19 protein-coding genes are annotated in these 21,186 nt (G+C 62.2%); 8 read left to right on the top strand and 11 right to left on the bottom strand.

Annotated features, from left to right (window positions below; all coding sequences use genetic code 11):
- Positions 1 to 189 precede the first annotated feature (189 nt).
- Entirely contained in the window at positions 190 to 1,197 is a 1,008-nt protein-coding gene (locus L8I05_RS12400; RefSeq protein ID WP_242169207.1) for an NADP-dependent oxidoreductase, read from the top strand.
- Between the two features lie 287 nt (positions 1,198 to 1,484).
- On the opposite strand, the gene pyrF is transcribed toward L8I05_RS12400, so the two are convergent.
- The gene (gene pyrF / locus L8I05_RS12395; protein WP_159955126.1) at positions 1,485 to 2,183 is read right to left on the bottom strand and encodes an orotidine-5'-phosphate decarboxylase; all 699 of its coding nucleotides are present in this window, start codon (positions 2,181 to 2,183) and stop codon (positions 1,485 to 1,487) included.
- A gap of 260 nt (positions 2,184 to 2,443) precedes the next feature.
- Between pyrF and L8I05_RS12390 the strand changes: the two genes are divergently transcribed.
- Together L8I05_RS12390 and L8I05_RS12385 are read left to right on the top strand one after the other, a co-directional pair.
- Positions 2,444 to 3,208, top strand: a complete 765-nt coding sequence (locus L8I05_RS12390) for a response regulator (protein ID WP_177018367.1) — start codon at positions 2,444 to 2,446, stop codon at positions 3,206 to 3,208.
- Positions 3,208 to 4,242 carry an ATP-binding protein gene (locus L8I05_RS12385; RefSeq protein ID WP_159955124.1) on the top strand — a complete coding sequence of 345 codons (1,035 nt, stop codon included), beginning with the start codon at positions 3,208 to 3,210 and terminating at the stop codon, positions 4,240 to 4,242. The genes L8I05_RS12390 and L8I05_RS12385 overlap by 1 nt, the downstream gene beginning before the upstream one ends.
- On the opposite strand, the gene L8I05_RS12380 is transcribed toward L8I05_RS12385, so the two are convergent.
- The 9 genes from L8I05_RS12380 to L8I05_RS12340 all read right to left on the bottom strand — a co-directional run bounded on the left by L8I05_RS12380 (position 4,239) and on the right by L8I05_RS12340 (position 12,237).
- Positions 4,239 to 5,300: an AI-2E family transporter gene (locus L8I05_RS12380; protein ID WP_197623345.1), complete on the bottom strand. Its 1,062-nt coding sequence runs from the start codon at positions 5,298 to 5,300 to the stop codon at positions 4,239 to 4,241. The genes L8I05_RS12385 and L8I05_RS12380 overlap by 4 nt on opposite strands.
- A gap of 72 nt (positions 5,301 to 5,372) precedes the next feature.
- On the bottom strand, positions 5,373 to 6,191 hold the full coding sequence (locus tag L8I05_RS12375; protein ID WP_242169205.1) for a DUF4892 domain-containing protein: 819 nt from the start codon (positions 6,189 to 6,191) through the stop codon (positions 5,373 to 5,375).
- A gap of 102 nt (positions 6,192 to 6,293) precedes the next feature.
- The gene (locus L8I05_RS12370; protein ID WP_242169203.1) at positions 6,294 to 7,148 is read right to left on the bottom strand and encodes an alpha/beta fold hydrolase; all 855 of its coding nucleotides are present in this window, start codon (positions 7,146 to 7,148) and stop codon (positions 6,294 to 6,296) included.
- Positions 7,145 to 7,948, bottom strand: coding sequence for an alpha/beta hydrolase (locus L8I05_RS12365; RefSeq protein WP_159955121.1), 804 nt, complete (start codon positions 7,946 to 7,948; stop codon positions 7,145 to 7,147). Before L8I05_RS12365 ends, L8I05_RS12370 begins: the two co-directional genes overlap by 4 nt.
- A gap of 97 nt (positions 7,949 to 8,045) precedes the next feature.
- Positions 8,046 to 8,489: a hotdog fold thioesterase gene (locus L8I05_RS12360; RefSeq protein WP_169985755.1), complete on the bottom strand. Its 444-nt coding sequence runs from the start codon at positions 8,487 to 8,489 to the stop codon at positions 8,046 to 8,048.
- Between the two features lie 30 nt (positions 8,490 to 8,519).
- On the bottom strand, positions 8,520 to 10,169 hold the full coding sequence (locus tag L8I05_RS12355) for an AMP-binding protein (RefSeq protein WP_242169201.1): 1,650 nt from the start codon (positions 10,167 to 10,169) through the stop codon (positions 8,520 to 8,522).
- Between the two features lie 238 nt (positions 10,170 to 10,407).
- Complete coding sequence (gene sixA, locus L8I05_RS12350; RefSeq protein WP_242169199.1) at positions 10,408 to 10,857, bottom strand: phosphohistidine phosphatase SixA; 450 nt, start codon at positions 10,855 to 10,857, stop codon at positions 10,408 to 10,410.
- Complete coding sequence (locus L8I05_RS12345; RefSeq protein WP_242169197.1) at positions 10,854 to 11,201, bottom strand: DUF4389 domain-containing protein; 348 nt, start codon at positions 11,199 to 11,201, stop codon at positions 10,854 to 10,856. The genes sixA and L8I05_RS12345 overlap by 4 nt, the downstream gene beginning before the upstream one ends.
- Positions 11,202 to 11,211: 10 nt before the next feature.
- Positions 11,212 to 12,237 carry an NAD(P)H-dependent glycerol-3-phosphate dehydrogenase gene (locus L8I05_RS12340; protein ID WP_197623358.1) on the bottom strand — a complete coding sequence of 342 codons (1,026 nt, stop codon included), beginning with the start codon at positions 12,235 to 12,237 and terminating at the stop codon, positions 11,212 to 11,214.
- Positions 12,238 to 12,432: 195 nt separating this feature from the next.
- On the opposite strand from L8I05_RS12340, the gene L8I05_RS12335 reads away from it, so the two are divergent.
- From L8I05_RS12335 to fabB, 5 genes are all read left to right on the top strand, one after another.
- A complete protein-coding gene (locus L8I05_RS12335; protein WP_347341217.1) occupies positions 12,433 to 14,553 on the top strand; it encodes a TonB-dependent receptor in 2,121 nt (706 codons plus the stop codon).
- A gap of 1 nt (position 14,554) precedes the next feature.
- The gene (locus L8I05_RS12330; RefSeq protein WP_177018374.1) at positions 14,555 to 15,484 is read left to right on the top strand and encodes an ABC transporter substrate binding protein; all 930 of its coding nucleotides are present in this window, start codon (positions 14,555 to 14,557) and stop codon (positions 15,482 to 15,484) included.
- Positions 15,481 to 17,382, top strand: a complete 1,902-nt coding sequence (locus L8I05_RS12325; protein ID WP_242169193.1) for an ATP-binding protein — start codon at positions 15,481 to 15,483, stop codon at positions 17,380 to 17,382. The genes L8I05_RS12330 and L8I05_RS12325 overlap by 4 nt, the downstream gene beginning before the upstream one ends.
- Before the next feature lie 249 nt (positions 17,383 to 17,631).
- Positions 17,632 to 18,147, top strand: coding sequence for a 3-hydroxyacyl-[acyl-carrier-protein] dehydratase FabA (fabA, locus tag L8I05_RS12320; RefSeq protein ID WP_003210552.1), 516 nt, complete (start codon positions 17,632 to 17,634; stop codon positions 18,145 to 18,147).
- 11 nt (positions 18,148 to 18,158) lie between these two features.
- Positions 18,159 to 19,379: a beta-ketoacyl-ACP synthase I gene (gene fabB / locus L8I05_RS12315; RefSeq protein WP_017134470.1), complete on the top strand. Its 1,221-nt coding sequence runs from the start codon at positions 18,159 to 18,161 to the stop codon at positions 19,377 to 19,379.
- 177 nt (positions 19,380 to 19,556) lie between these two features.
- Here the strand turns inward: fabB and L8I05_RS12310 are convergent, their stop codons facing one another.
- The gene (locus tag L8I05_RS12310; RefSeq protein ID WP_242169191.1) at positions 19,557 to 21,185 is read right to left on the bottom strand and encodes a methyl-accepting chemotaxis protein; all 1,629 of its coding nucleotides are present in this window, start codon (positions 21,183 to 21,185) and stop codon (positions 19,557 to 19,559) included.
- Position 21,186: the final 1 nt, after the last annotated feature.

Below are 21,186 nucleotides of genomic sequence, written 5' to 3'. Positions count from 1 at the left end.
TAGCCAACGCCAGGACGGGCGCGTCAGCACTATCAGAAGCCCCGTTGGCGCTGTATGAATCGCAGTGATAAGGCGCAGGGTGCAACTATTAGCCCTGCCTATCGGCGGGCATTCGCGCTGCTCGGTCGACCTTGCCCCGGGCGCCTTGAGGGTCTATCACTCATGGTTCATTTCTAAAGAGTCCTTGCCATGACTGCCCAGACCAATCGCCAGTTCCTGCTCGCCAAACGCCCGGTCGGCGCGGCCACGCGGGACACCTTCACCTACCAGGAAGTGCCAGTGGGCACGCCGGCAGAGGGGCAAGTGCTGGTGCGCAATGAATACCTGTCCCTGGACCCGGCGATGCGCGGCTGGATGAACGAAGGCAAATCCTACATTCCGCCCGTCGGCATTGGCGAAGTGATGCGCGCGCTGGGTGTAGGCAAGGTGATTGCCTCCAATACCCCGAAATTCGCGGTCGGCGACTACGTGAACGGCGCGCTGGGCGTGCAGGATTATTTCCTCGGCGAGCCGCGTGGCTTCTATAAGGTCGACCCCAAGCTCGCGCCCTTGCCGCGCTACCTGTCGGCCCTCGGCATGACCGGCATGACCGCCTACTTCGCCCTGCTCGACACCGGCGCACCCAAGGCGGGCGAAACCGTGGTGATCTCCGGCGCTGCCGGTGCGGTCGGCAGCATTGCCGGGCAGATCGCCAAGCTCAAGGGTTGCCGCGTGGTGGGCATTGCCGGCGGCGCCGACAAATGCAAGTTCCTGGTGGACGAATTGGGCTTTGACGCAGCCATCGACTACAAAAGCGAAGACGTACCCGCCGCCCTCAAGCGCGAATGCCCCAAAGGCGTGGATGTGTATTTCGATAACGTTGGCGGCGACATTCTCGACGCCGTGCTCAGCCGCCTGGCATTGAAGGCGCGGGTGGTGATCTGCGGTGCCATTAGCCAGTACAACAATAAAGAAGCGGTGAAAGGCCCAGCCAACTACTTGTCGTTGCTGGTCAATCGCGCGCGCATGGAAGGCTTTGTGGTGATGGACCATGCGGCGAATTTTGCCGCGGCCGGGCAAGAGATGGCTGGCTGGATGGCGCAGGGCAAGCTCAAGAGCAAGGAAGATATCGTCGGGGGGCTGGAGACGTTCCCGGAGACGCTGATGAAGCTGTTCAATGGTGAGAACTTTGGGAAGCTGATTCTAAAAGTGAGCTGACAGATGAGATCGTTCCCACGCTCTGCGTGGGAATGCTGCCCGTGACGCGCTGCGTCCCAAAGCGTGACGCGGAGCGTCACAAGAGGCATTCCCACGCGGAGCGTAGGAACGATCGAATGTGGGAGCTGGCTTGCCTGCGATGCGGGCAACTCGGTGTCTCAGGAATACCCAGTTGATGAGATCGTTCCCACGCTCTGCGTGGGGATGCTGCCCGGGACGCTCTGCGTCCCAAAGCGTGACGCGGAGCGTCACAAGAGGCATTCCCACGCGGAGCGTGGGAACGATCGTCAGGCGATTTCGGCGACGACAGCTGCCAACGCTTTCGCCGGATCCGCCGCCTGGCTGATCGGGCGACCGATCACCAAGTAATCCGAACCTGCGTCCAAGGCCTGACGCGGGGTCAAAATGCGGCGCTGGTCATCCTGCGCACTGCCCGCCGGGCGAATCCCTGGAGTCACCAGCTGCAGCGACGGGTGCGCAGTCTTCAGCGCCTGGGCTTCCAGTGCCGAGCAGACCAGGCCATCAAGGCCAGCCTTCTGCGCCAACGCGGCCAAACGCAAAACCTGCTCCTGAGGCTCGATATCCAGGCCGATGCCGGCCAGGTCTTCGCGCTCCATGCTGGTCAGCACGGTCACCCCAATCAGCAGCGGTTTGGGGCCGTTGCGCTGCTCCAGCACTTCGCGGCAGGCGCTCATCATGCGCAGGCCACCGGAGCAATGCACGTTGACCATCCACACGCCCATTTCCGCAGCGGCTTTAACCGCCATGGCAGTGGTGTTGGGGATGTCGTGGAATTTCAGGTCGAGAAATACTTCGAAGCCTTTGTCACGCAAGGTGCCGACGATTTCGGCGGCGCAACTGGTGAACAGTTCCTTGCCGACTTTGACCCGGCAAAGCGCGGGGTCCAACTGGTCAGCCAGCTTCAGTGCGGCGTCACGAGTGGGGTAATCCAGGGCGACGATGATAGGCGTCTGGCAAACGGACATTGGAATGGGCTCTCAGGCAAGTCGAAATCGGCGCGGATTGTAGCGCAAGCGGCGCCGTTGCGGGATCCGATGATCGGTAAATACTGATTAAGCGCCGCCAAACCCGGCATTTCACGCAATTGTGTCAGGGCTGATACATTCCCGACATGCCCTCAACACGCCCCGCGTCTAGCCTCGCGCACATGACCGCCCGTCCAGCACTTCCAGCCATGGAGCTGGGCGCCTATGCTGACAGCAACAACCAGGCAGATGATCGCACTATGCATACCCCTACCGTCTCTGTAAACGAAGAGCAAAAAGGCGCGGTGATCGCCGAAGACAAGCGCTGGAACACCCGCGCGCTGATCGTCGATGACGACCTGCCGATCCGTGAACTGCTGATCGACTACCTGGCCCGCTTCAATATTCTCGCCATCGGCGTCACCGACGGCACGGCCATGCGCACGGCCATGCAAGCCGAAACCTTTGATGTGGTGGTGCTCGACCTGATGCTGCCGGGCGAAGACGGCCTGTCGCTGTGCCGCTGGCTGCGCACCGAGTCGGACATCCCGATCCTGATGCTCACCGCGCGCTGCGAACCCACCGACCGCATCATCGGCCTGGAGCTGGGCGCCGATGACTACATGTCCAAACCCTTCGAACCGCGCGAGCTGGTGGCACGTATCCAGACCATCCTGCGCCGGGTGCGCGATGACCGTACCGAGCAGCGCGCCAACATCCGTTTCGACAACTGGCGCCTCAACAGCGTGCTGCGCCAGCTGGTCGCGGACGATGGCCTGGTGGTGCCGCTGTCAAATGCCGAGTTTCGGTTGCTGTGGGTGTTTATCGAACGCCCGCGCCGCGTGCTGAGCCGCGAGCAATTGCTGGATGCCGCCCGTGGCCGCTCCATCGAAGCGTTTGATCGCAGCATCGACTTGCTGGTGTCGCGCCTGCGCCAGAAACTGGGCGATGACCCGAAAGCACCGCAACTGATCAAAACCGTGCGCGGCGAAGGCTACCTGTTCGACGCCCGGGATATCGGCTGATGCGCAACGCCTTCAATACGCTGTTCGGCAGGCTGTTCGGCGTATTGCTGGTGGCTATTGTGCTGGCCCATGCGCTGGCGTTCTTCTGGTTTCACCATTACGGCCCACCGCCACAGCCGCCGCAGGAAACCTTCGTCGAGCAGCCGGACGGCACGATGAAGCCCCTGCCCCGGCACCATCGTTCCTGGTTTGGCGGCCCTGTGGTGCCGCTGACCTTTCAGTTTATTTCGCTGATCATCGCCGCCTGGTACGGCGCCAAGCTGCTGAGCCGGCCGATCCAGCGCCTGAGCGCGGCCGCCGAACGCCTGAGCCTCGACCTCGACAGCCCGCCGCTGAATGAGTCCGGGCCACGGGAGGCGCGCCAGGCAGCGTCAACGTTCAACCTGATGCAAAAGCGCATCCGCGAACAAGTCAGCCAGCGCGCGCGCATGCTTGGCGCGGTGTCCCATGACCTGCGCACCCCGCTGTCGCGCCTCAAGCTGCGCCTGGAACAGATCGAAGACACCAAGCTGCAAGGCCAGATGCGCCAGGACCTGGACGACATGATCGGCATGCTCGACGCCACCCTCAGCTACCTGCATGAACAGCGCACCAGCGAAACGCGGCATTGGCTCGACGTGCAGGCGCTGGTCGAATCCCTGAGTGAAAACGCCCAGGACCAGGGCTCTGATGTGCAGTTCTCCGGCACCTGCGCGCCGTTGCAGGTGCAGCCGATGGCGCTGCGTTCCTGCCTGAACAACCTGATCGACAACGCCCTGCGTTATGCCGGAACCGCGCGTGTTGAGTTGGCTGACAGCCGTGGTGCGCTGGTTATTCGGGTGATCGACCATGGCCCCGGCATTGCGCCGGATAAGCGTGAGGCGGTGTTCGAACCGTTCTTTCGCCTGGAAGGCTCGCGTAACCGCAACTCCGGCGGCGTCGGCCTCGGCATGACGATTTCCAAGGAGGCCGTGGAGCGTCTCGGCGGGCACCTGAGCCTGGAAGAAACTCCAGGCGGCGGCTTGACCGCCGTGATGTGGTTGCCGAGGGCTTAAAGGGGTTTGTCTTCGCGCCGAACCTGAGCCTGGGTTGCACTCCAATCCGTCAACAGGCTGTAGGCCACCGCCAACAAGGTCGGGCCGATAAACAGGCCGATGAAACCAAAGGCGATCAAGCCGCCAAACACGCCCAACAGCACAATCACCAGCGGCAAGTTGCCGCCCCGGCTGATCAGGTACGGCTTGAGCACGTTGTCGACGCCGCTGATGATGAATGTGCCCCACACACCCAGGAACACCGCGTAGGTGTAATCGCCCTTCCAGGCCAGCCAGGCCGTGGCGGGGATCCACACCAGCGGCGGGCCCATCGGGATCAGGCTGAGCAGGAAGGTGACAATGCCCAGCACCAGCGCGCCCGGCACGCCGGCGATCAGGAAACCGATCAGCGCCAACAGCGCCTGGGCCGCCGCTGTACCAATCACACCGTTAACCACCCGTTGCACGGTGCCGGCCACCAGTTCGATGTAGTAACCGGCACGGTCGCCGATCAAGCGCTCCAACAGGCGATGCACAAAGGTCGCCAGACGCGGGCCGTCGCGGTAGAAGAAGAACACAAACACCAGGCTCAGGGTCAGTTCCAGGATACCGCCGCCGATCTGCGCACTGCGCGCCAGCAGCCAGTTGCCGACCTGGCCCAGGTACGGCTTGATGCTGATCATCAGCGCGGCGCCCTGTTGGTCGATGCTGTCCCACGTTGCCACCAGGCGCTCGCCAACCAGCGGAATCGAGCCCAGCCAGGTCGGCGCAGCCGGCAGGCCGTCGACCTGGATATCCTTGATCAGGCCCACGGCGTCACGCACGTGGTCGGCCAGGTTGAACCCCAGCCACACCAGCGGCACCGCCACCAGCAACATCCAGCCCAAGGTCAGGATGCCCGCCGCCAGGGATTCGCGGCCACCCAGCCAGCGGGTCAGCAAGCGCATCAGCGGCCAGCTGGCAAACGCCAGCACTGCGCCCCAGAACAGCGCCGACCAGAATGGCGCCATGACCCAGAAGCTGGCACCAAACAACACCAGCAGCAGGATTTGCACCAGTAGGCGATCGTTATTGAGCATCGGGTATCTCGAAAAGAAGGCTGTAGGAAGAGAGCTTAGGCGAACGGCGCGGGTCCGTTCGCCGTGTAACGGTCAGCGTATCAGATGCAGGTGCAAACCCTTAGCGTCGCCGGTGCCAGTTTCCAGGCGTGCGGCGCGTACACCGCTGTCGATCAGGCCCTGGCGCCAGGCTTCGGCGTTCGGCCCGGTCAAGCTGACGCGCAAGGTGGCGTCGAGGTTCAGGCCACGGGAAATCAAGGTCAGCCAGGTGGCGTCAGGTTCGGCGCCGAGTGCCGGGAAGTCCAGCTCGCCGGTGCTTTTCAACTCGCGCAGCAAGGTGGCTGACGTGGGCAACAAGTCGCCCAGCGGCGCGCTGGCGTCGAGTTGTTCCACATGCAGATAGGCGCGGCGGTTGCCGCGAGTGATGCCGTACAGCGCCACCAGGGAGTTGTCTTGCGGTGCTGCCAGGCGCAACAGCAGGTATTCCTGCTGGCCATCGGCGCCGACCAGCTTGGCGTTGCCAAACACTTCATTGGCCCACAGGCTGCTTTCACCGCAATCGCGGGCCTGGCACCAGAACAACAGCTGCGCGCCCTTGGCCTGCAACGCTTCACGCGTCGCGGTAAACGCGGCGCTGGAGGTGTGTTCGGCGGGTAATTCATAGGTAATCGCGGTGGTTTGGCCACGCGCGGTGGCTTGGCCTTCGTAACGCAGTTGGCCGCTGATCTTGCGGATCGCGCCCATGGGGTAGATGCGTTCCTTTTCCTCAGCGGGGCGGTAATCGACGATTTGCGCATCGACCTGGCGGGACACGGCAGGTAAATCCTGGCTGCCCGGCACGTCGGCGGCGAACACCAAGGGGCTGAAGCAGCACAGCCCGAGGGCACGGATACATCCTTTACGCAGGCTCATCGGATCGAAGAGCCCTGGCCATCGGAGGTCGCAGCGGTGTTGAGATCGTACATGGTTGACTCCCTTTCAATCCGCCCAGCCTCGGCAGTTGCCCGCGCCAAGTCAAGGCGCGTGGAAGAACCGATTGAAACAGTCTGCAACAAGGACCGCGCCGGGCTCATCATTAAGGTGTAAATGATGGCCGCCCGGCAGCGTGCTCACCGTAAAAGGTAGCTGAGAAAGCAATTCGGAATGTTTCGCCAGCATGCCGTCAGCCGCGACGACCAACTGTGTAGGGCAACTCACACGCCGCACGAAAGCCATCGCCTGTTCATCGGTCAGGCGCATCGGCGAGGCGAGCGTCAGGCGGCTGTCCGTACGCCAGGTGTAACCACCCGGCACTGGCATCAACCCGCGCTGGGCCAGCAGTTCAGCGGCTTCGCGGCTGACCGCGACCACGCCTTTCATGCGCGCTTCAACCGCCCGGTCCAGGGTGCTGTAGACCGGCTTGCGCTTGTCTTGCAGGTTCAATTGCGCCTGCAACGCCATGCCCAGCCGCTCGGCGGCGTTCTCTCCAGCGGCGGTCGGCGGGATCACACCGTCGATCAACCCCAGGTGCGTCACGCGTTCCGGCATGGCGCCGGCCAGCACCAATGAAACGATCGCGCCGAGGGAATGGCCAAGTAATGCAAAACGTTTCCAGCCCAGTTGCTCGGCAACTTGCAGCACATCAAACACGTAATCCCACAAGGCATACCCGGCGCCCGCAGGCCGATGCGCCGAATGCCCATGCCCGGCCATGTCCAACGCGACGATACGCAAACCGTGCAGCTTCGGCGCCAGCCGCGCAAAGCTGTTGGCGTTGTCCAGCCAGCCATGCAGGGCGATCACCGGCAGACCGTCTTCGGGGCCAAACAGGTGTGCCGCCAACTCGATGTGCGGCAGGCTCAAGCGCACTTCTTCGACCGGCGTGCTCATGCGCAACTGCGCTCGCGGGCTTGCCAGCGGGCGAACAGGTTCTTGATCAAGGTCGCCGTGTCCTGTGGGCGTTCAAGCGGGAACATATGGCCACCGGGCATGGTGAGCATTTCGCCCATGGGCAGGCGGCCGACGCCACTGGCATGGTGGCGCATCACCACCCGGCTCTGGCGCCCACGCACTACGGCCAGCGGTACTTTCAACTGGCGCACCTGGCCGGGGCTGGTGTGCGGCACGCCGCGGTAAATGCTGATTTCGGTCGCCGGATCGAAGCGCAGACGCAGACGGTCGCCTACCTGTTGCAGGCCGTGTTGCAGGTACGCGTCAAAGCATTCCGGGTCAAACCCGCGAAACAGGGTCTTGCCGGCGAAGTAACTGCGCGCGGCGTCCAGGTCAGTGAATTCTTCACGGCGGCCCAAGGTGCGCCCGGCCGGGGTCAGGCGGTCGATAAAACCGAAGCGTTTGGCGGCGCGAATCACCCAGCGGTCGGCGCGGGTCAGCACCGGCGAATCCAGCATCACCACGCCACGGTACAACTGCGGGCAGCGCATGGCCGCGTGCAAATGCAACACGCCGCCCAGGGAATGGCCCACGCCCCACACCGGTTCCGGCTGCTGCTCTAAATGGTGGATCAGTTCGTCCACCAGGTTCTGCCAGTTGTCATCCACCGGGAACCTGGGGTCGTGGCCGTGCTGCGGCAGATGAGCCACTGCGTATTCCGGGGCCAGGGCGGCAAACAACTTGCCGTAGGTGGCCGAAGGGAAGCCATTGGCGTGGGCAAAAAACACGTGCTGCGACATACCGGACTCATCTACAAAAACAGAAGTGGATTGTCACCACGCCTGGGCCGTACAGCAATGACTGTAACTGCCAGGAATGATGACACTCACGCCACGCCTATCGCGCCGGCGGGTTCTCGCCCAGCGGCACCACGGCCATGGTCAGGCGCGACACGCAGCTGGCCTTGCCGTCATCGCTGGTCAAGCGAATGTCCCACACTTGGGTCGTGCGGCCAATATGGATCGCCCGCGCCACCGCCGTCACCCGCCCGCTGCGCACACCGCGCAGGTGGTTGGCGTTGACCTCCAGGCCCACGCAATAAAACTTGCTGGCGTCGATACACAGGTAAGCCGCCATGGAGCCGACGCTTTCGGCCAGCACCACCGACGCACCGCCGTGCAGCAGGCCGTAAGGCTGATGAGTACGATGATCGACCACCATGCTGGCGGTCAGGGATTCGTCGTCGAAACTTTCAAAGCGGATATCCAGCAACTCACCAATGGTGTTTTTCTGGATGGCGTTGAGTTGCTCGATATTCGGTTGGGTGCGCCACAAGCTCATGAAGTTATCCTTATTGGTTTTATTACGACCCTAATCCTGCCACACAATGGTTTCGCTGCGCGCGCTCCACGCCTGGAAATGATTGCCGTAGGTCGACTCGATGACGTTGCGTTTGATCTTCAAGGTCGGCGTCAGAAAGCCGTTTTCCACCGCCCAACTGTCTTTCACCACCACCAGCTGGCGCAAGCGCTCATGTTTGTCCAAGACGGCATTGACCTGCGCCAGCCAGCGTTCAAGGCTGGTGCTCAGCGCCTGTCGGTCCTGACTACCCGCCGACAACACACACAAGCCCATCGGCGCCGTAAGGCCATCACCGACCACGCACACCTGTTCGATGCGTGCATGTTCGGCCAGGCGGTTTTCAATTGGCGCCGGGGCCACGTATTTGCCCTTGCTGGTCTTGAAGATTTCCTTGAGCCGGCCGGTCAGGCGCAGGCGGCCGTCGGCGTCCTGTTCGCCTTTGTCGCCGGTGCGCAGGAAGCCGTCGTCGGTCAGGGTCTCGGCGGTTTTCTGCGGGTCCTTGAAATAGCCGAGCATGGTTGCGCCGCTGCGCACCTGCACTTCGCCCGACGCGTCGATGCGCACTTCAACGCCAGGGCACGGCAGGCCGATCCAGCCGAGCGTCTGCTGGCCGGGGCGACACACGTGGGAATAGCCACAGCTTTCGGTCATGCCATACACCTCCAGCACATCCAGGCCCAGGCGCTTATACCAATGCAACAAGGCTTCGGGCACCGGCGCGGCACCGGACAATGCAATGCGCAGCGCATCCAGGCCCAGCCCCGCAAGGACTTTTTGGCCGACGCGCCTGCCGATAAATGGCAGGCGCAACAGGCGGTCGAGGCGCTTTTGCGGGATCTTGCTGTAGACGCCCATCTGGAACTTGGTCCAGATCCTCGGCACGCCAAACAGCGCGGTCGGCTTGGCGCGGCGCAAGTCTTCAAGAAACGTGTCTAGGCTCTCGGCGAAAAATACGGTTTGCCCGGTGTAGATCGAGGCCAGCTCCACAAACATGCGCTCCGCCACATGGCACAGCGGCAAATAGGACAGCAGCCGGTCGCCCTCCCCCAGGCCGAACAACTCAGTGCCACGGGTGGCGGCGAAACCCAAGGCGCCGAAGGTTTGCATCACGCCTTTGGGCAAGCCGGTGGTGCCGGAGGTGTAGACAATGGTGGCCAGGCTCGACGCGGCAGGTTCGGGGTTGTCCTGGATCGGCGCACAGCTTTGCAGGTCGGCCCAGCGGTAATCGAAGTCGCCCACCGGGCACAGCGGCAGGCTGATGGTCGGCAAACCGGACGGGATACCCGGCGCCATCGCCGACCAGTCGTCCAGCTTGCCGATCAGCACCAGCGCCGCCTCGGAATGGGTCAGCACATGGGCGACAGAGTCGGCGGTGAGGTTGGGGTACAGCGGTACCGAGACATGCCCGGCCATCCAGATCGCCAGGTCGGCGATGATCCAGTGCGCGCAGTTTTTAGAGATCAGGGCAATGTGCGAGCCTTGGGGCAGCTCACGGGCACGCAGCCAATGCGCGGCGCAGCGGGCCTGGTGGCCGACGTCACCCCAGGTGAGCGTCTGCACCTCGCCGCCGCCAACCGGCTGCACCAGAAAGGGTTTGCGCGGATGCCGCGCTTCACGTTCGTAGAAGACCTGCAACGGCAAACGAAAAGCGACAGGCATGGGACGCGCTCCTTTGTGATCCGATGATAGCCAACCAAGCACTTGCTTGGTTGACTATATAGCACACAAAGCGGCGATCTCTGTGGGAGCTGGCTTGCCTGCGGTGGCATCGACCGCCTCTCCCAGAAGTACCGAGGTGCCTGCATCGCAGGCAAGCCAGCTCCCACAGCAGAGCAGAACTGATTTTGATCTGACAGGCACCGTTGACCACGATGGTCGCGTGCAGAAGGCCCACCGCCTACGGGTTTTTCACACCCACCAGGCTCATCAACCCCGCCAACGGAAAGTCCCCTTCCAACTCCGCCAAGCTGGCCGTGTGCATCGGTTGCGGCTGACGCAGATGACCATGCTGCAAAAAGCTGATCAGGCTACCCACCAACGGCTGGTGGCTGACCAGCAGCACATTGTCATCCGTGTCGAGTTTTTCCAGCACGTGCAGCGGGCTGCTGTCCGGCGTCAACCACGGCTCCGTGCGAATCTGCGGCTCAAACCCCAACGCCTCACGCACCAGTTGCGCAGTCTGCTGCGCGCGCACATACGGGCTGGCGATGATGGCGCTGATCGGCTGGCCGATCAGGTGCGCAGCACTGCGCAACACTTCGCCGCGCCCATGCTCGGTCAGGTTGCGCTCAGCGTCGGAAGAGGCATGAGCTTCGGCTTCACCGTGACGCAAAATCCACAGCTTCACAGTTTGGGCTCCTCATCGCGCACCGGGTGCGCCGCCGGTGGCACGCTGTGGGCGGCTTCGCCCTCCGGTGCGCGCGGGGTCGGCCAATCCGCGAACGGCCAAGGCTTTTGATCAGTGTGGAAGCTGCCGAAACGGCCGATTTGCGCAAGAAACTGACTGAGGCTGTCGCCAAAATTCATCAGGCCCAGGTTCGGCGCGCCGTAGACCAGGCGATACACCAACTGCACCACCACCAAAATACCGAGCAGGAACTGCGCGACTTGCCAGACCAGGGCAAACACCAGCATCCACAGGACGCGCAGGAGGATGGACTCGTATTTAGGGCCTGCTTTCGGATCGTTCATGACGCGTTCCTCAGTTGAAACCACTGGTGGAAATAAAGTCGACATCGGTCTTGGGCTCGGCGCGCATCAGCAACTCGATGACCTGATTCAAGGTGCGCCCTTCAAACAGGATCGCGTGCAGCCCGGCGACCAGCGGCATGTACACGCCGACTTCCTGGGCCTTGGCCTTCAACACTTTAAGCGTGTTCACGCCTTCGGCCACTTCACCCAGGCGCGTCACCGCGTCTTCCAGGCTAAGGCCTTGGCCGAGGGCGAAACCGACCTGATAATTGCGGCTTTTCGGCGACGAGCAGGTGACGATCAAGTCGCCCACGCCCGCCAGGCCAAGGAAGGTCATCGGGTTGGCGCCCTGGTTCACCGCAAAACGCGTCATCTCCGCCAAGGCGCGCGTAATCAGCATGCTCTTGGTGTTTTCGCCCATGCCCAAGGCCACGGCCATGCCGGCAATAATGGCGTAGACGTTTTTCAACGCCCCGCCCAACTCGACGCCAAAGCGGTCGCTGCTGGCGTAGACGCGAAAGGTACGGCCATGCAGCACGGCCTGGACACGCTCGCACAGTGCCTCGTCTTCACTGGCGACCACGGTGGCTGTCAGCGCGTGCTCAGCCACTTCCCGCGCCAGGTTCGGCCCGGACAGCACGCCAATGCGCGCCTGCGGGGCGATCTCTTCGAGGATTTCGCTCATCAGCTTGAAGGTGTGGGCCTCGATACCTTTGGTCAGGCTGACCAGTTGCTTGCCCGCCAGACGCTCGGCGTGGGGCGCCAACACCGAGCGCAAGGCGCTGGAAGGCAGCGCGACAAAACACAGGTCGCAGTCAGTCAAGGTAGCCAACAAGTCGGTCACCGGCTCGACCGCCGGGTGAATCTTGATGCCTTTAAGGTAACGGGGGTTTTCACGGTGGACGCGAATGGCCTCGGCCTGCTCGGGATCGCGCATCCACTGGCGTACCGCGTGGCCGTTTTCAGCCAGCAGGTTTGCCACGGCGGTCCCAAAACTTCCGCCTCCCAGGACCGCAATAGGGCGCTGTTCAGTCATATGCAATCCGTTAATCCATAGCAGTGGCGATGGCGGCATTATACGGGGCGACCCGCTTGCGGCCAGCCCCCGCGTCAATTCACACGCTTGTCGGAAAATGCCACGTCTGTGTGAAGTAATTGCAAGTGTGGCGACTGGCAAATGGCCCCACCTCAGTTAACATGGGCGGCTATCCGTAATTATCAAGGCCGTGCCGTGTATTTGGGCCCTCCTCCTCGCTCATCTCTATTATTGATGCTGTTGTGCAGCGCACCTGCGTTGGCGGATGACCTGTTCCTCGACAGCCAGCCACTGCCCCAGGTACTCACGGCCACGCGCCTCAAGCAATCGGCCGCCGCCGTGCCTGGCAGTATGACCGTCATCGACAGTGAGCTGATCAAGGCCAGCGGTGCGCGCGACATCGCCGAGTTGCTGCGTTTGGTGCCGGGGATGATGGTCGGTTACACCACCGGCAACCAGGCGGCCGTGAACTACCACGGCACCAGCGCCAGTGATGCACGGCGCATGCAGGTGTTGATCGACGGGCGTTCGGTGTACCGCGCGGGCCTGGCCACGGTGGACTGGAGCGATATTCCGGTGGCCATGGAAGACATCGAGCGTATCGAGGTGTTTCGCGGCCCCAACACGGTCAGCTATGGCGCCAATGCCTTGATGGCGGTGGTCAATATCCTCACGCGCTCGCCGTCCAACAGCCACGGTTCACGGGTCAAAGTGATCCGTGGCGAACGCGGCATCAACGACTTCTACGCCAGCCAGGGCATGGGCTGGGAGACCGGCGACTTGCGCCTGTCGCTTTCCGGGCAACAGGACGATGGGTTTGACAGCGACAAGCTCGGTGCCGACCGCCGTGATAGCCGTCGCCTCAGCCGTTTCAGCCTGGCGGTGAGCCAGACCCTGAACGCGCAGCAGAGCATCGACTGGCAGTTGGACGCCAAGGAAGGCAGCAATCAGCGCCCTTATACCTACACACCGGTATTCGCCGGAATTACCGAAGGCGGCACCAATTCCGACGTTACCGCCAAGGACTATGCCGGCTCGATGCGCTGGAACATCGAGTTCAACCCCGAACACAGCCTGTACGTCCAGGGCTCGGCCCAGCAATGGGACCGCCAGCAAGTCTGGAAAGCCTGTGACGCCAAGGTGTCGTTCAGCCCGGAACTGACCCAACTGTGGCAGCTCAACCCCAACTACGCCGAAAAGTTGGCCCGCCACATGGATATCTACAGCCAGGGCACCGCGCCGCCCGGCAGCGCTGCCGAACAAGCACTCGGCAACCAGGTGCTGGACCAGTGGCGCCAGGGCGCCAACCAGAGCGTGTGTGGCGATATCGACCAGAGCACCCGCGAGAGTCGCTATGACATTGAGATCCAGGACACCCTGAGCCTGTCCGATAGCCTGCGCCTGGTCAGCGGCATGAATTATCGCTACGACCGCGCCGACTCCGACACCTACTTCAATGGCACCCTCGACGACACCACCTGGCGCCTGTTCGGCCACCTGGAATGGCGCGCCAGCGAACACTGGCTGTTGCAGGGCGGTGCAATGTACGAAGACACCCACTTGAGCGGCAATTCGCTGACGCCGCGGGTGGCGGTCAACTACCTGATCAACCCGCGCCACGGCTTGCGGGCGGTGTATTCCGAGGCGATTCGCTCGCCGGACATGTTCGAAAACAACGTCAACTGGAGCTACCGCGTCACCAACCTGAGCTCCCCGACCTTCGGGCAAAACTCCGGGCAATATTTTGTGGTAACACGCGGCCCCGGCAACCTTGATAAAGAGTTGATGCGCTCGCGCGAGCTGGGCTACAACGGCTTCTTTGCCGACCTCGGGCTGAATGTCGACGTGAAACTGTTCTACGACGAAATCACCGACATGATCAGCTCGCCGCTGCGCAACAACCAATACATTGCCAGCAACGCCAACAGCGCGCGGTTTACCGGTGCAGAATCGCAATTCGATTGGCGCATGAGCAATGCCGACCGCCTGCGGCTGACCTATGCTTACGTCGACGCCACCTCCAGCAACCCGCTCGATAAGGCACAAACCGCGCGCAACAGCGGCTCGGCCGGCTGGCTGCGTGAATGGGGCCACGGCTGGTCGAGCGCGCTGTTCTATTATGGTGACGACGCACTCAACACCTATCGCTTCGAACGGGTCGACCTGCGCGTAGCCAAGCGCATTGCCCTGGGCAAAGCCAACGTGGAGCTGGCCGGCATGTTGCAACAACGCCTCGATAACCAGCCCACCACCTTTGTCGACAACCATTACGACAGTCGCCACGTCCTCTACTTCAGCGCGGAGTTAGAGTTCTGACATGGGCGCTCAGTCACGGATGACCCTCCTGCTTGTCTTACGCTTCTGGAGGCGCGCCTTGTTATGGGTGTGCCTGCTGCTGGCCGCGCCGGCCTGGAGCGCCGACATTCTGCTGACCTCTGCCGAAGACGGGGCCGGTGTACAAGCGTTTGCGCAGGCCCTTGCCCAGCAGCGTCCCGAAGACCACGTGACCTTTACCCCGCTCAAAGACCTGCCGGCACCCAGCCGTTTGCCGGCGAATACCCGCCTGATCGTGCTGGACCTGCCCGGTCTTGATTGGCGCCTGCAGGATGCCCAGGGCCCGCCGACCCTGGTGCTGCGCATCAGCCGCCTGCAAGCCCGGCAGCGCCTGGGCCACACTCATCCGGCGAAAATCAGCCTGTTGTGGAGTGACCCGCCGCTTGCGCGTCAGCTCAACCTGATCGCGAGCATCCTGCCGCAGGCTAAACGCATCGGCGTGCTCTACGGCACCGACAGTGAATTCCTGCTGCAGGAGCTGCGCGAGTATGCGACACCGATGGGGCTGGAGATCGTGCCGCAGCTCTGGGACAACATTAATGACAGCCGCCCGCTGCAGAATCTGTTCAAGAACAGTGACGTGCTGCTCGGCCTCGATGACCCGCAGTTGTACAACCCCAAAACCGTGAAAAACCTGTTGCTCAGCAGCTACGCCCAGCAACTGCCGCTGGTAGGCCCCAATGCGGGGTTCGTCAAGGCCGGCAGCCTGGCCAGCACCTACAGCGATCAGGCCGACTGGCTCGATGTGCTCGACCGGCTACTGGATCATCCGCCGACCAGTTGGCCGCGTTCGTTGTACCCGGAACATTTTAAAGTCGTCGGTAACCCGCAAGTCGCACGCTCACTGGGAATCGAACAGGTTGACGAAGTCGCCGTCGCCGCCCGATTAGCCGAAGGAGAAAAACGCCCATGACCTTGCGTCGTCGTTGGGATATCAACACCCGCACCCAGCTCATCACCCTGGGCCCGGCGCTGTTGCTGACCTTGCTGTTGATCAGCTTCTTCACCTTCGTGCGTATCCAGGACCTGCGCCAGGAACTGGACCACACCGGCCAACTGATCGCCAACCAATTGGCCCCTGCCACCGAATACGGCGTCATTTCCGGCAATATCGACGTGCTCGACAGCTTGCTGCGCGCAACACTGGCTACGCCGCACGTGCGCTTCCTGGAGATTCAGGACAGCGCCGAAAAAATCCTGTTGTACGTCGAGCAGCCGTCGGAAAAACACGACCGCTCGCTGTCGGTGAAAGTGTTCCAGGCGCCCATCCGCCTGCAACACATCCAGCTGGGCAATGACTTCTTCCAGGACAACCTCAACGAACCCAAGGCGCCGCGTGCGGACTACCTCGGCCGGGTGATCGTTGGCATGTCCAACGATGCGTTCAGCCAGCGCCAACAGGAGATCCTGTTCAAGGCCGGCATCCTTGCCCTGTTCGCGCTGCTGTTCACCTTCCTGCTCGCACGGCGCCTGGCCGCCAGCCTGTCGCAGCCGATCAGCGCCATGGGCCACGCGGTGAAGGCCATCCAGCAAGGCGACTACAAGACGCCGCTGCCGATTGTGGATGACTCGGAACTGGGCGACCTGTCGCGGCATATCAACAACCTCGCCGAGGGCCTCAACCAGGCCAGCCGCGAACAGCACCAGGCCATGGCCCAGTTGATCCAGACCCGCGAGGAAGCCGAGCGGGCGAACAATGCCAAGTCGGATTTCCTGGCGATGATGAGCCACGAATTGCGCACGCCCATGAATGGCGTCCTGGGCATGTTGCAACTGCTGGAAACCACCGAGATGACCGAGGAGCAGACCGAGTACGCGGCACTCGCTTCGGAGTCCACCGAGCATTTGCTCAAGGTGATCAACGACATCCTCGACTTCTCGCGCATCGAACGCGCAGCGCTGGAGCTGGAACATATTTCGTTCAACCTCGCGGACCTGATCAGCAGTTGCGCCCAGGCCTTCCAGCACAGCGCCCAGCAACGCGGCCTGGCGCTGGAGCTGCCGATTCCGCTGGGCATGGACGCGCTGCGGGTGCAGGGCGACCCCACGCGTATCCGGCAGATTCTGGTAAACCTGATCGGCAACGCGTTGAAATTCACCGAGCACGGCACGGTGACCGTCGAGCCCCATTGGCAAACCCTCGATCATGAGTTGGTGTGGTTCACCTGCACCGTGCGCGACAGCGGTATCGGGATTTCCGCCGAACGCCTGGAATTGATGTTCGACGCGTTCCAGCAGGCCGACAGTTCCATTTCAAGACGTTACGGCGGCACCGGCCTGGGCTTGCCGATTGCCCGCACATTGGCCGAACGCATGGGCGGTACGCTGCGCGCCCAGAGCGAGGAAGGCCGGGGCTCGGTGTTTACCCTGGAAATCCCGTTGGCCATCGACCAGCAGAGCTTGCCGGCGATTGCCCCGCACGCCGAAGGCAAGAGCAGCGCCGGCGATGGCCGCCATGTACTGCTGGTGGAGGACAACCCGGTCAACCGCACGGTGGTCGAAGCGATGCTGCGCAGCCTGGGCTTTGAAGTGAGCCTGGCCACCGACGGCGCCGAAGCCATACGCAGTGCCGAGAGCCTGATATTCACCGCCATTTTGATGGATTGCCGCTTGCCGGTGATCGATGGTTACGAGGCCACCCGTCAGATTCGCCAACTGCCCGGCTGCGCCGATCTGCCGATCATTGCCCTCACCGCCAACGCCTTGCAGGGCGATCGCGAAGCCTGCATGGCGGCCGGAATGAACGATTACCTGGCCAAGCCGTTCAAACGCACGGATTTGCAGCAAATCCTGCTGCGTTGGGTGCAATAGCCCCGCGCCATCAACCAACTGCGACTGGCGTGAAAGACGAAAGTGCGGCAGTCTTAGGCACCCGAACGGGCCCATAAACAGGCCCGGTTTAAAATTTCAGTGAACAAGTGTACATTCAGTACCTTATCGCTGTGACTTTCACTACAACGCAATAGTCTATGTGTAGGCTGCCGACATGAGGCATGAACGCTTCATTCGGTTCGGGAAGATTTGCCCTACCCTGCCGCATGGGATTATTGAGGAGCTCGCATGACCAAACAAAACGCCTTTACTCGGGAAGACCTGCTGCGCTGCAGTCGCGGTGAGCTGTTCGGCCCAGGTAACGCGCAACTGCCCGCCCCGAACATGCTGATGGTGGATCGCATCACCCATATCAGCGAAGAGGGTGGCAAGTACGGCAAAGGTGAATTGGTCGCCGAGCTGGATATCACCCCTGACCTGTGGTTCTTCGCCTGCCATTTCGAAGGCGACCCTGTGATGCCGGGCTGCCTGGGCCTCGACGCCATGTGGCAACTGGTCGGCTTCTACCTGGGCTGGCAAGGCCTGCCGGGCCGCGGCCGCGCCCTGGGTTCGGGCGAAGTGAAGTTCTTTGGCCAGGTCCTGCCGACCGCCAAGAAAGTCACCTACAACATTCAAATCAAGCGCGTCCTCAAGGGCAAGCTGAACCTCGCCATCGCCGACGGTTCGGTGACTGTCGACGGTCGCGAGATCTATACTGCCGAAGGCCTTCGGGTCGGCGTATTCACTTCCACTGACAACTTTTAAGGGTTATCCGCATGCGCCGCGTCGTTATCACTGGTCTGGGCATTGTTTCTTGCCTGGGCAATGACAAAGAGACCGTCACCGCTAACCTGCGTGCAAGTCGCCCTGGCATCCGTTTCAACCCGGAATATGCCGAAATGGGTCTGCGTAGCCAGGTTTCCGGCTCCATCGACCTGCCGCTCGAAGAACTGATTGATCGCAAGATCTACCGCTTCGTCGGCCACGCTGCCGCCTATGCCTACCTGGCCATGAAAGACGCCATCGCCGACTCCGGCCTGAGCGAAGACCAGGTATCGAACGTACGCACCGGCCTGATCGCCGGCTCCGGCGGCGCATCGACCCTCAACCAGATGGAAGCGCTGGACATACTGCGCGAAAAAGGCGTGAAGCGCGTTGGCCCGTACCGTGTAACGCGGACCATGGGCAGCACCGTTTCGGCCTGCCTGGCCACGCCGTTCCAGATCAAGGGCGTGAACTACTCGATTTCCTCGGCTTGCGCCACCAGTGCTCACTGCATCGGTACTGCGGTTGAGCAGATCCAGCTGGGCAAGCAGGACATCGTATTCGCCGGCGGCGGTGAAGAAGAACATTGGAGCCAGTCGTTCCTGTTCGACGCCATGGGCGCGCTGTCCACCCAGTACAACGAAACCCCGGAAAAAGCCTCCCGCGCCTACGACGCCAAGCGTGACGGTTTCGTCATCGCCGGCGGTGGCGGCATGGTGGTGGTCGAGGAGCTGGAACACGCTCTGGCCCGTGGCGCGAAGATCTATGCGGAAATCGTCGGTTACGGCGCCACTTCCGACGGCTACGACATGGTTGCGCCAAGCGGCGAAGGCGCGATCCGTTGCATGCAGATGGCGATGTCCACCGTTGATACCCCAATCGACTACCTGAACACCCACGGCACTTCGACCCCGGTCGGCGACGCCAAGGAAATGGAAGGCGTGCGTGCGGTATTCGGCGACAAGGCGCCGGCCATCAGCTCCACCAAGAGCTTGTCCGGTCACTCCCTGGGCGCCGCCGGCGTTCACGAAGCGATCTACTGCCTGCTGATGATGGAAGGCAACTTCATGGCCGGCTCGGCCAACATCGACGAGATTGATCCGGTGGTGGCTGATATGCCGATCCTGACCAAGACTGTTGAAAACGCCAAAATCGATACCGTGATGAGCAACAGCTTCGGCTTCGGTGGCACCAACGCCACCCTGGTACTGAAACGCTGGCAGGGTAAATAAGCCCCGCAGGTTGATCGCATGAAAAAGCCCCGACTGGTTCGGGGCTTTTTTATGGGTGACTGAATCAAGACCGAGTCGCCTTCATCGCAGGCAAGCCAGCTCCCACAGTGGACTGTGTTTACACATCAAACTGTGGGAGCTGGCTTGCCTGCGATAGGCCCAACCCGGTGTAACGCCCTACACCGAAAACCGCGCCACCATGGTGTTCAGGTCCACCGCCAACCTCGACAGCTCCTGGCTCGCCGCACTGGTCTGGTTCGCCCCGGTCGAGGTCTGATGCGCCAAATCGCGAATATTCATCAAATTGCGATCCACCTCCCGCGCCACCGCCGCCTGCTGCTCCGATGCACTGGCAATCACCAGGTTACGCTCGTTGATCAAGGTAAACGCCGATGCAATTTCCTCCAGCGCGGTGCCCGCCGCCTTGGCGATGTCCAGCGTAGACCGTGCCCGCGTATTGCTCTGCTGCATCGAGCTGACCGCTTGATCGGTGCCCTGTTGAATCCCGCTGATCATCTGCTCAATTTCCTGGGTCGACTGCTGGGTGCGATGGGCCAAGGCCCGCACCTCATCCGCCACCACCGCAAACCCGCGCCCGGCATCGCCGGCGCGCGCCGCTTCAATCGCGGCATTCAGCGCAAGCAAGTTGGTCTGCTCGGCAATCGAGCGAATGACATCCAGCACCTTGCTGATGCCATAGACCTTCTGCGCCAAGTCCTCGACCTGCGTCACATTGGCGGTCACGTCCGTGGCCAGCGCCTCAATCGACTCTACCGTCTGGTGCACCTGCTCACGCCCGTGCTGGGCAATGCGGTCAGACTCACGTGAGGCCTGTGAGGTGGCCACTGCATTGCTCGCCACTTCCTCTACCGCCGCCGTCATCTGGTTGACCGCCGTCGCCGCCTGCTCGATTTCCTGATTCTGCTGGTGCAGGCCACGGGTGGCGTCCTCGGTCACGCAACTGAGTTCTTCGGACGCCGAAGCCAATTGGTTCGAGGATTCGGCAATTCGCCGGATGGTGTCGCGCAGGTTCTCCTGCATGCCTTTGAGCGCTTGCTGCAAACGCGCGGGCTCGTCGCTGCCGGTCACACTGATCTCACCGGTCAAGTCACCACTGGCCACGCCCTGGGCGACCCTCAATGACTGCGCCAACGGCAGCACGATGCTGCGCGTCAGCCACACCGCCAGCCCGATGGTAATCAGTGCAGTGAGCACAATCATGCCGACCACCCATGTGCGCGACTGCGTAAACACATTTTGCGCCAGGTTCGCAGCCTGATTGGCGCTGGCTTTGTTCAAGGCGACCAAGTCGTGCAGCGTGCCGGCCATCTCGTCGGCGAGTTGGTTCATCTCGCCGTTGACGATCTTGATCGCGGCCTCCAGCTGATTGGCCTTGGAGAACGCCATAACCTGCTCCTGGCGTTGCAGGTACTGCTGCTCCTGCGCTTTGAAGCGATCAAACAGCGTGCGCTCTTCGGGCAGCACGATCAGCCCTTCATAGAGGGTTTGCGCTTGGTGCAGGCCATTTTTGAGGTCGGTGAGTTTCTGCTCGTTCTGCGCCAGCGCCTGGGGGTCACGGTTAACCAGCAAGCGCAGGGTCAGCGCGCGGACCCGCAACAGGTCCTGGCTCATCTCCCCCACCGCCATCACGCTGGGCAGCCAGTTGTTTTCGACCTGGTCCGACTGCTGGCGCATATTGGCCATCTGCAGCAGGGCGAAGCCGCCCAAGACGAACACCATCAACGCCAGTACGCCAAAGCCCAAGCCGGCGCGGGGGGCGATATTCAGACTACGGATACTACTCATT

Origin of the sequence: Pseudomonas sp. MONT-RG-20F-20-E-7-02, from assembly GCF_022662395.1 — a bacterium.
Taxonomy (GTDB): domain Bacteria; phylum Pseudomonadota; class Gammaproteobacteria; order Pseudomonadales; family Pseudomonadaceae; genus Aquipseudomonas.
The sequence above is the reverse complement of the archived record's forward strand: the minus strand, read 5'-3'. Positions and strand labels throughout refer to the sequence as shown.

Coding starts and splice junctions, on each gene's coding strand:
- pyrF (WP_159955126.1), bottom strand. CDS start 2,183: ATGTCCGTTTGCCAGACGCCTATCATCGTCGCCCTGGATTACCCCACT.
- L8I05_RS12400 (WP_242169207.1), top strand. CDS start 190: ATGACTGCCCAGACCAATCGCCAGTTCCTGCTCGCCAAACGCCCGGTC.
- L8I05_RS12370 (WP_242169203.1), bottom strand. CDS start 7,148: ATGAGCACGCCGGTCGAAGAAGTGCGCTTGAGCCTGCCGCACATCGAG.
- L8I05_RS12375 (WP_242169205.1), bottom strand. CDS start 6,191: ATGAGCCTGCGTAAAGGATGTATCCGTGCCCTCGGGCTGTGCTGCTTC.
- fabB (WP_017134470.1), top strand. CDS start 18,159: ATGCGCCGCGTCGTTATCACTGGTCTGGGCATTGTTTCTTGCCTGGGC.
- L8I05_RS12365 (WP_159955121.1), bottom strand. CDS start 7,948: ATGTCGCAGCACGTGTTTTTTGCCCACGCCAATGGCTTCCCTTCGGCC.
- L8I05_RS12355 (WP_242169201.1), bottom strand. CDS start 10,169: ATGCCTGTCGCTTTTCGTTTGCCGTTGCAGGTCTTCTACGAACGTGAA.
- L8I05_RS12380 (WP_197623345.1), bottom strand. CDS start 5,300: ATGCTCAATAACGATCGCCTACTGGTGCAAATCCTGCTGCTGGTGTTG.
- fabA (WP_003210552.1), top strand. CDS start 17,632: ATGACCAAACAAAACGCCTTTACTCGGGAAGACCTGCTGCGCTGCAGT.
- L8I05_RS12390 (WP_177018367.1), top strand. CDS start 2,444: ATGCATACCCCTACCGTCTCTGTAAACGAAGAGCAAAAAGGCGCGGTG.
- L8I05_RS12310 (WP_242169191.1), bottom strand. CDS start 21,185: ATGAGTAGTATCCGTAGTCTGAATATCGCCCCCCGCGCCGGCTTGGGC.
- L8I05_RS12330 (WP_177018374.1), top strand. CDS start 14,555: ATGGGCGCTCAGTCACGGATGACCCTCCTGCTTGTCTTACGCTTCTGG.
- L8I05_RS12340 (WP_197623358.1), bottom strand. CDS start 12,237: ATGACTGAACAGCGCCCTATTGCGGTCCTGGGAGGCGGAAGTTTTGGG.
- L8I05_RS12325 (WP_242169193.1), top strand. CDS start 15,481: ATGACCTTGCGTCGTCGTTGGGATATCAACACCCGCACCCAGCTCATC.
- L8I05_RS12385 (WP_159955124.1), top strand. CDS start 3,208: ATGCGCAACGCCTTCAATACGCTGTTCGGCAGGCTGTTCGGCGTATTG.
- L8I05_RS12360 (WP_169985755.1), bottom strand. CDS start 8,489: ATGAGCTTGTGGCGCACCCAACCGAATATCGAGCAACTCAACGCCATC.
- L8I05_RS12345 (WP_242169197.1), bottom strand. CDS start 11,201: ATGAACGATCCGAAAGCAGGCCCTAAATACGAGTCCATCCTCCTGCGC.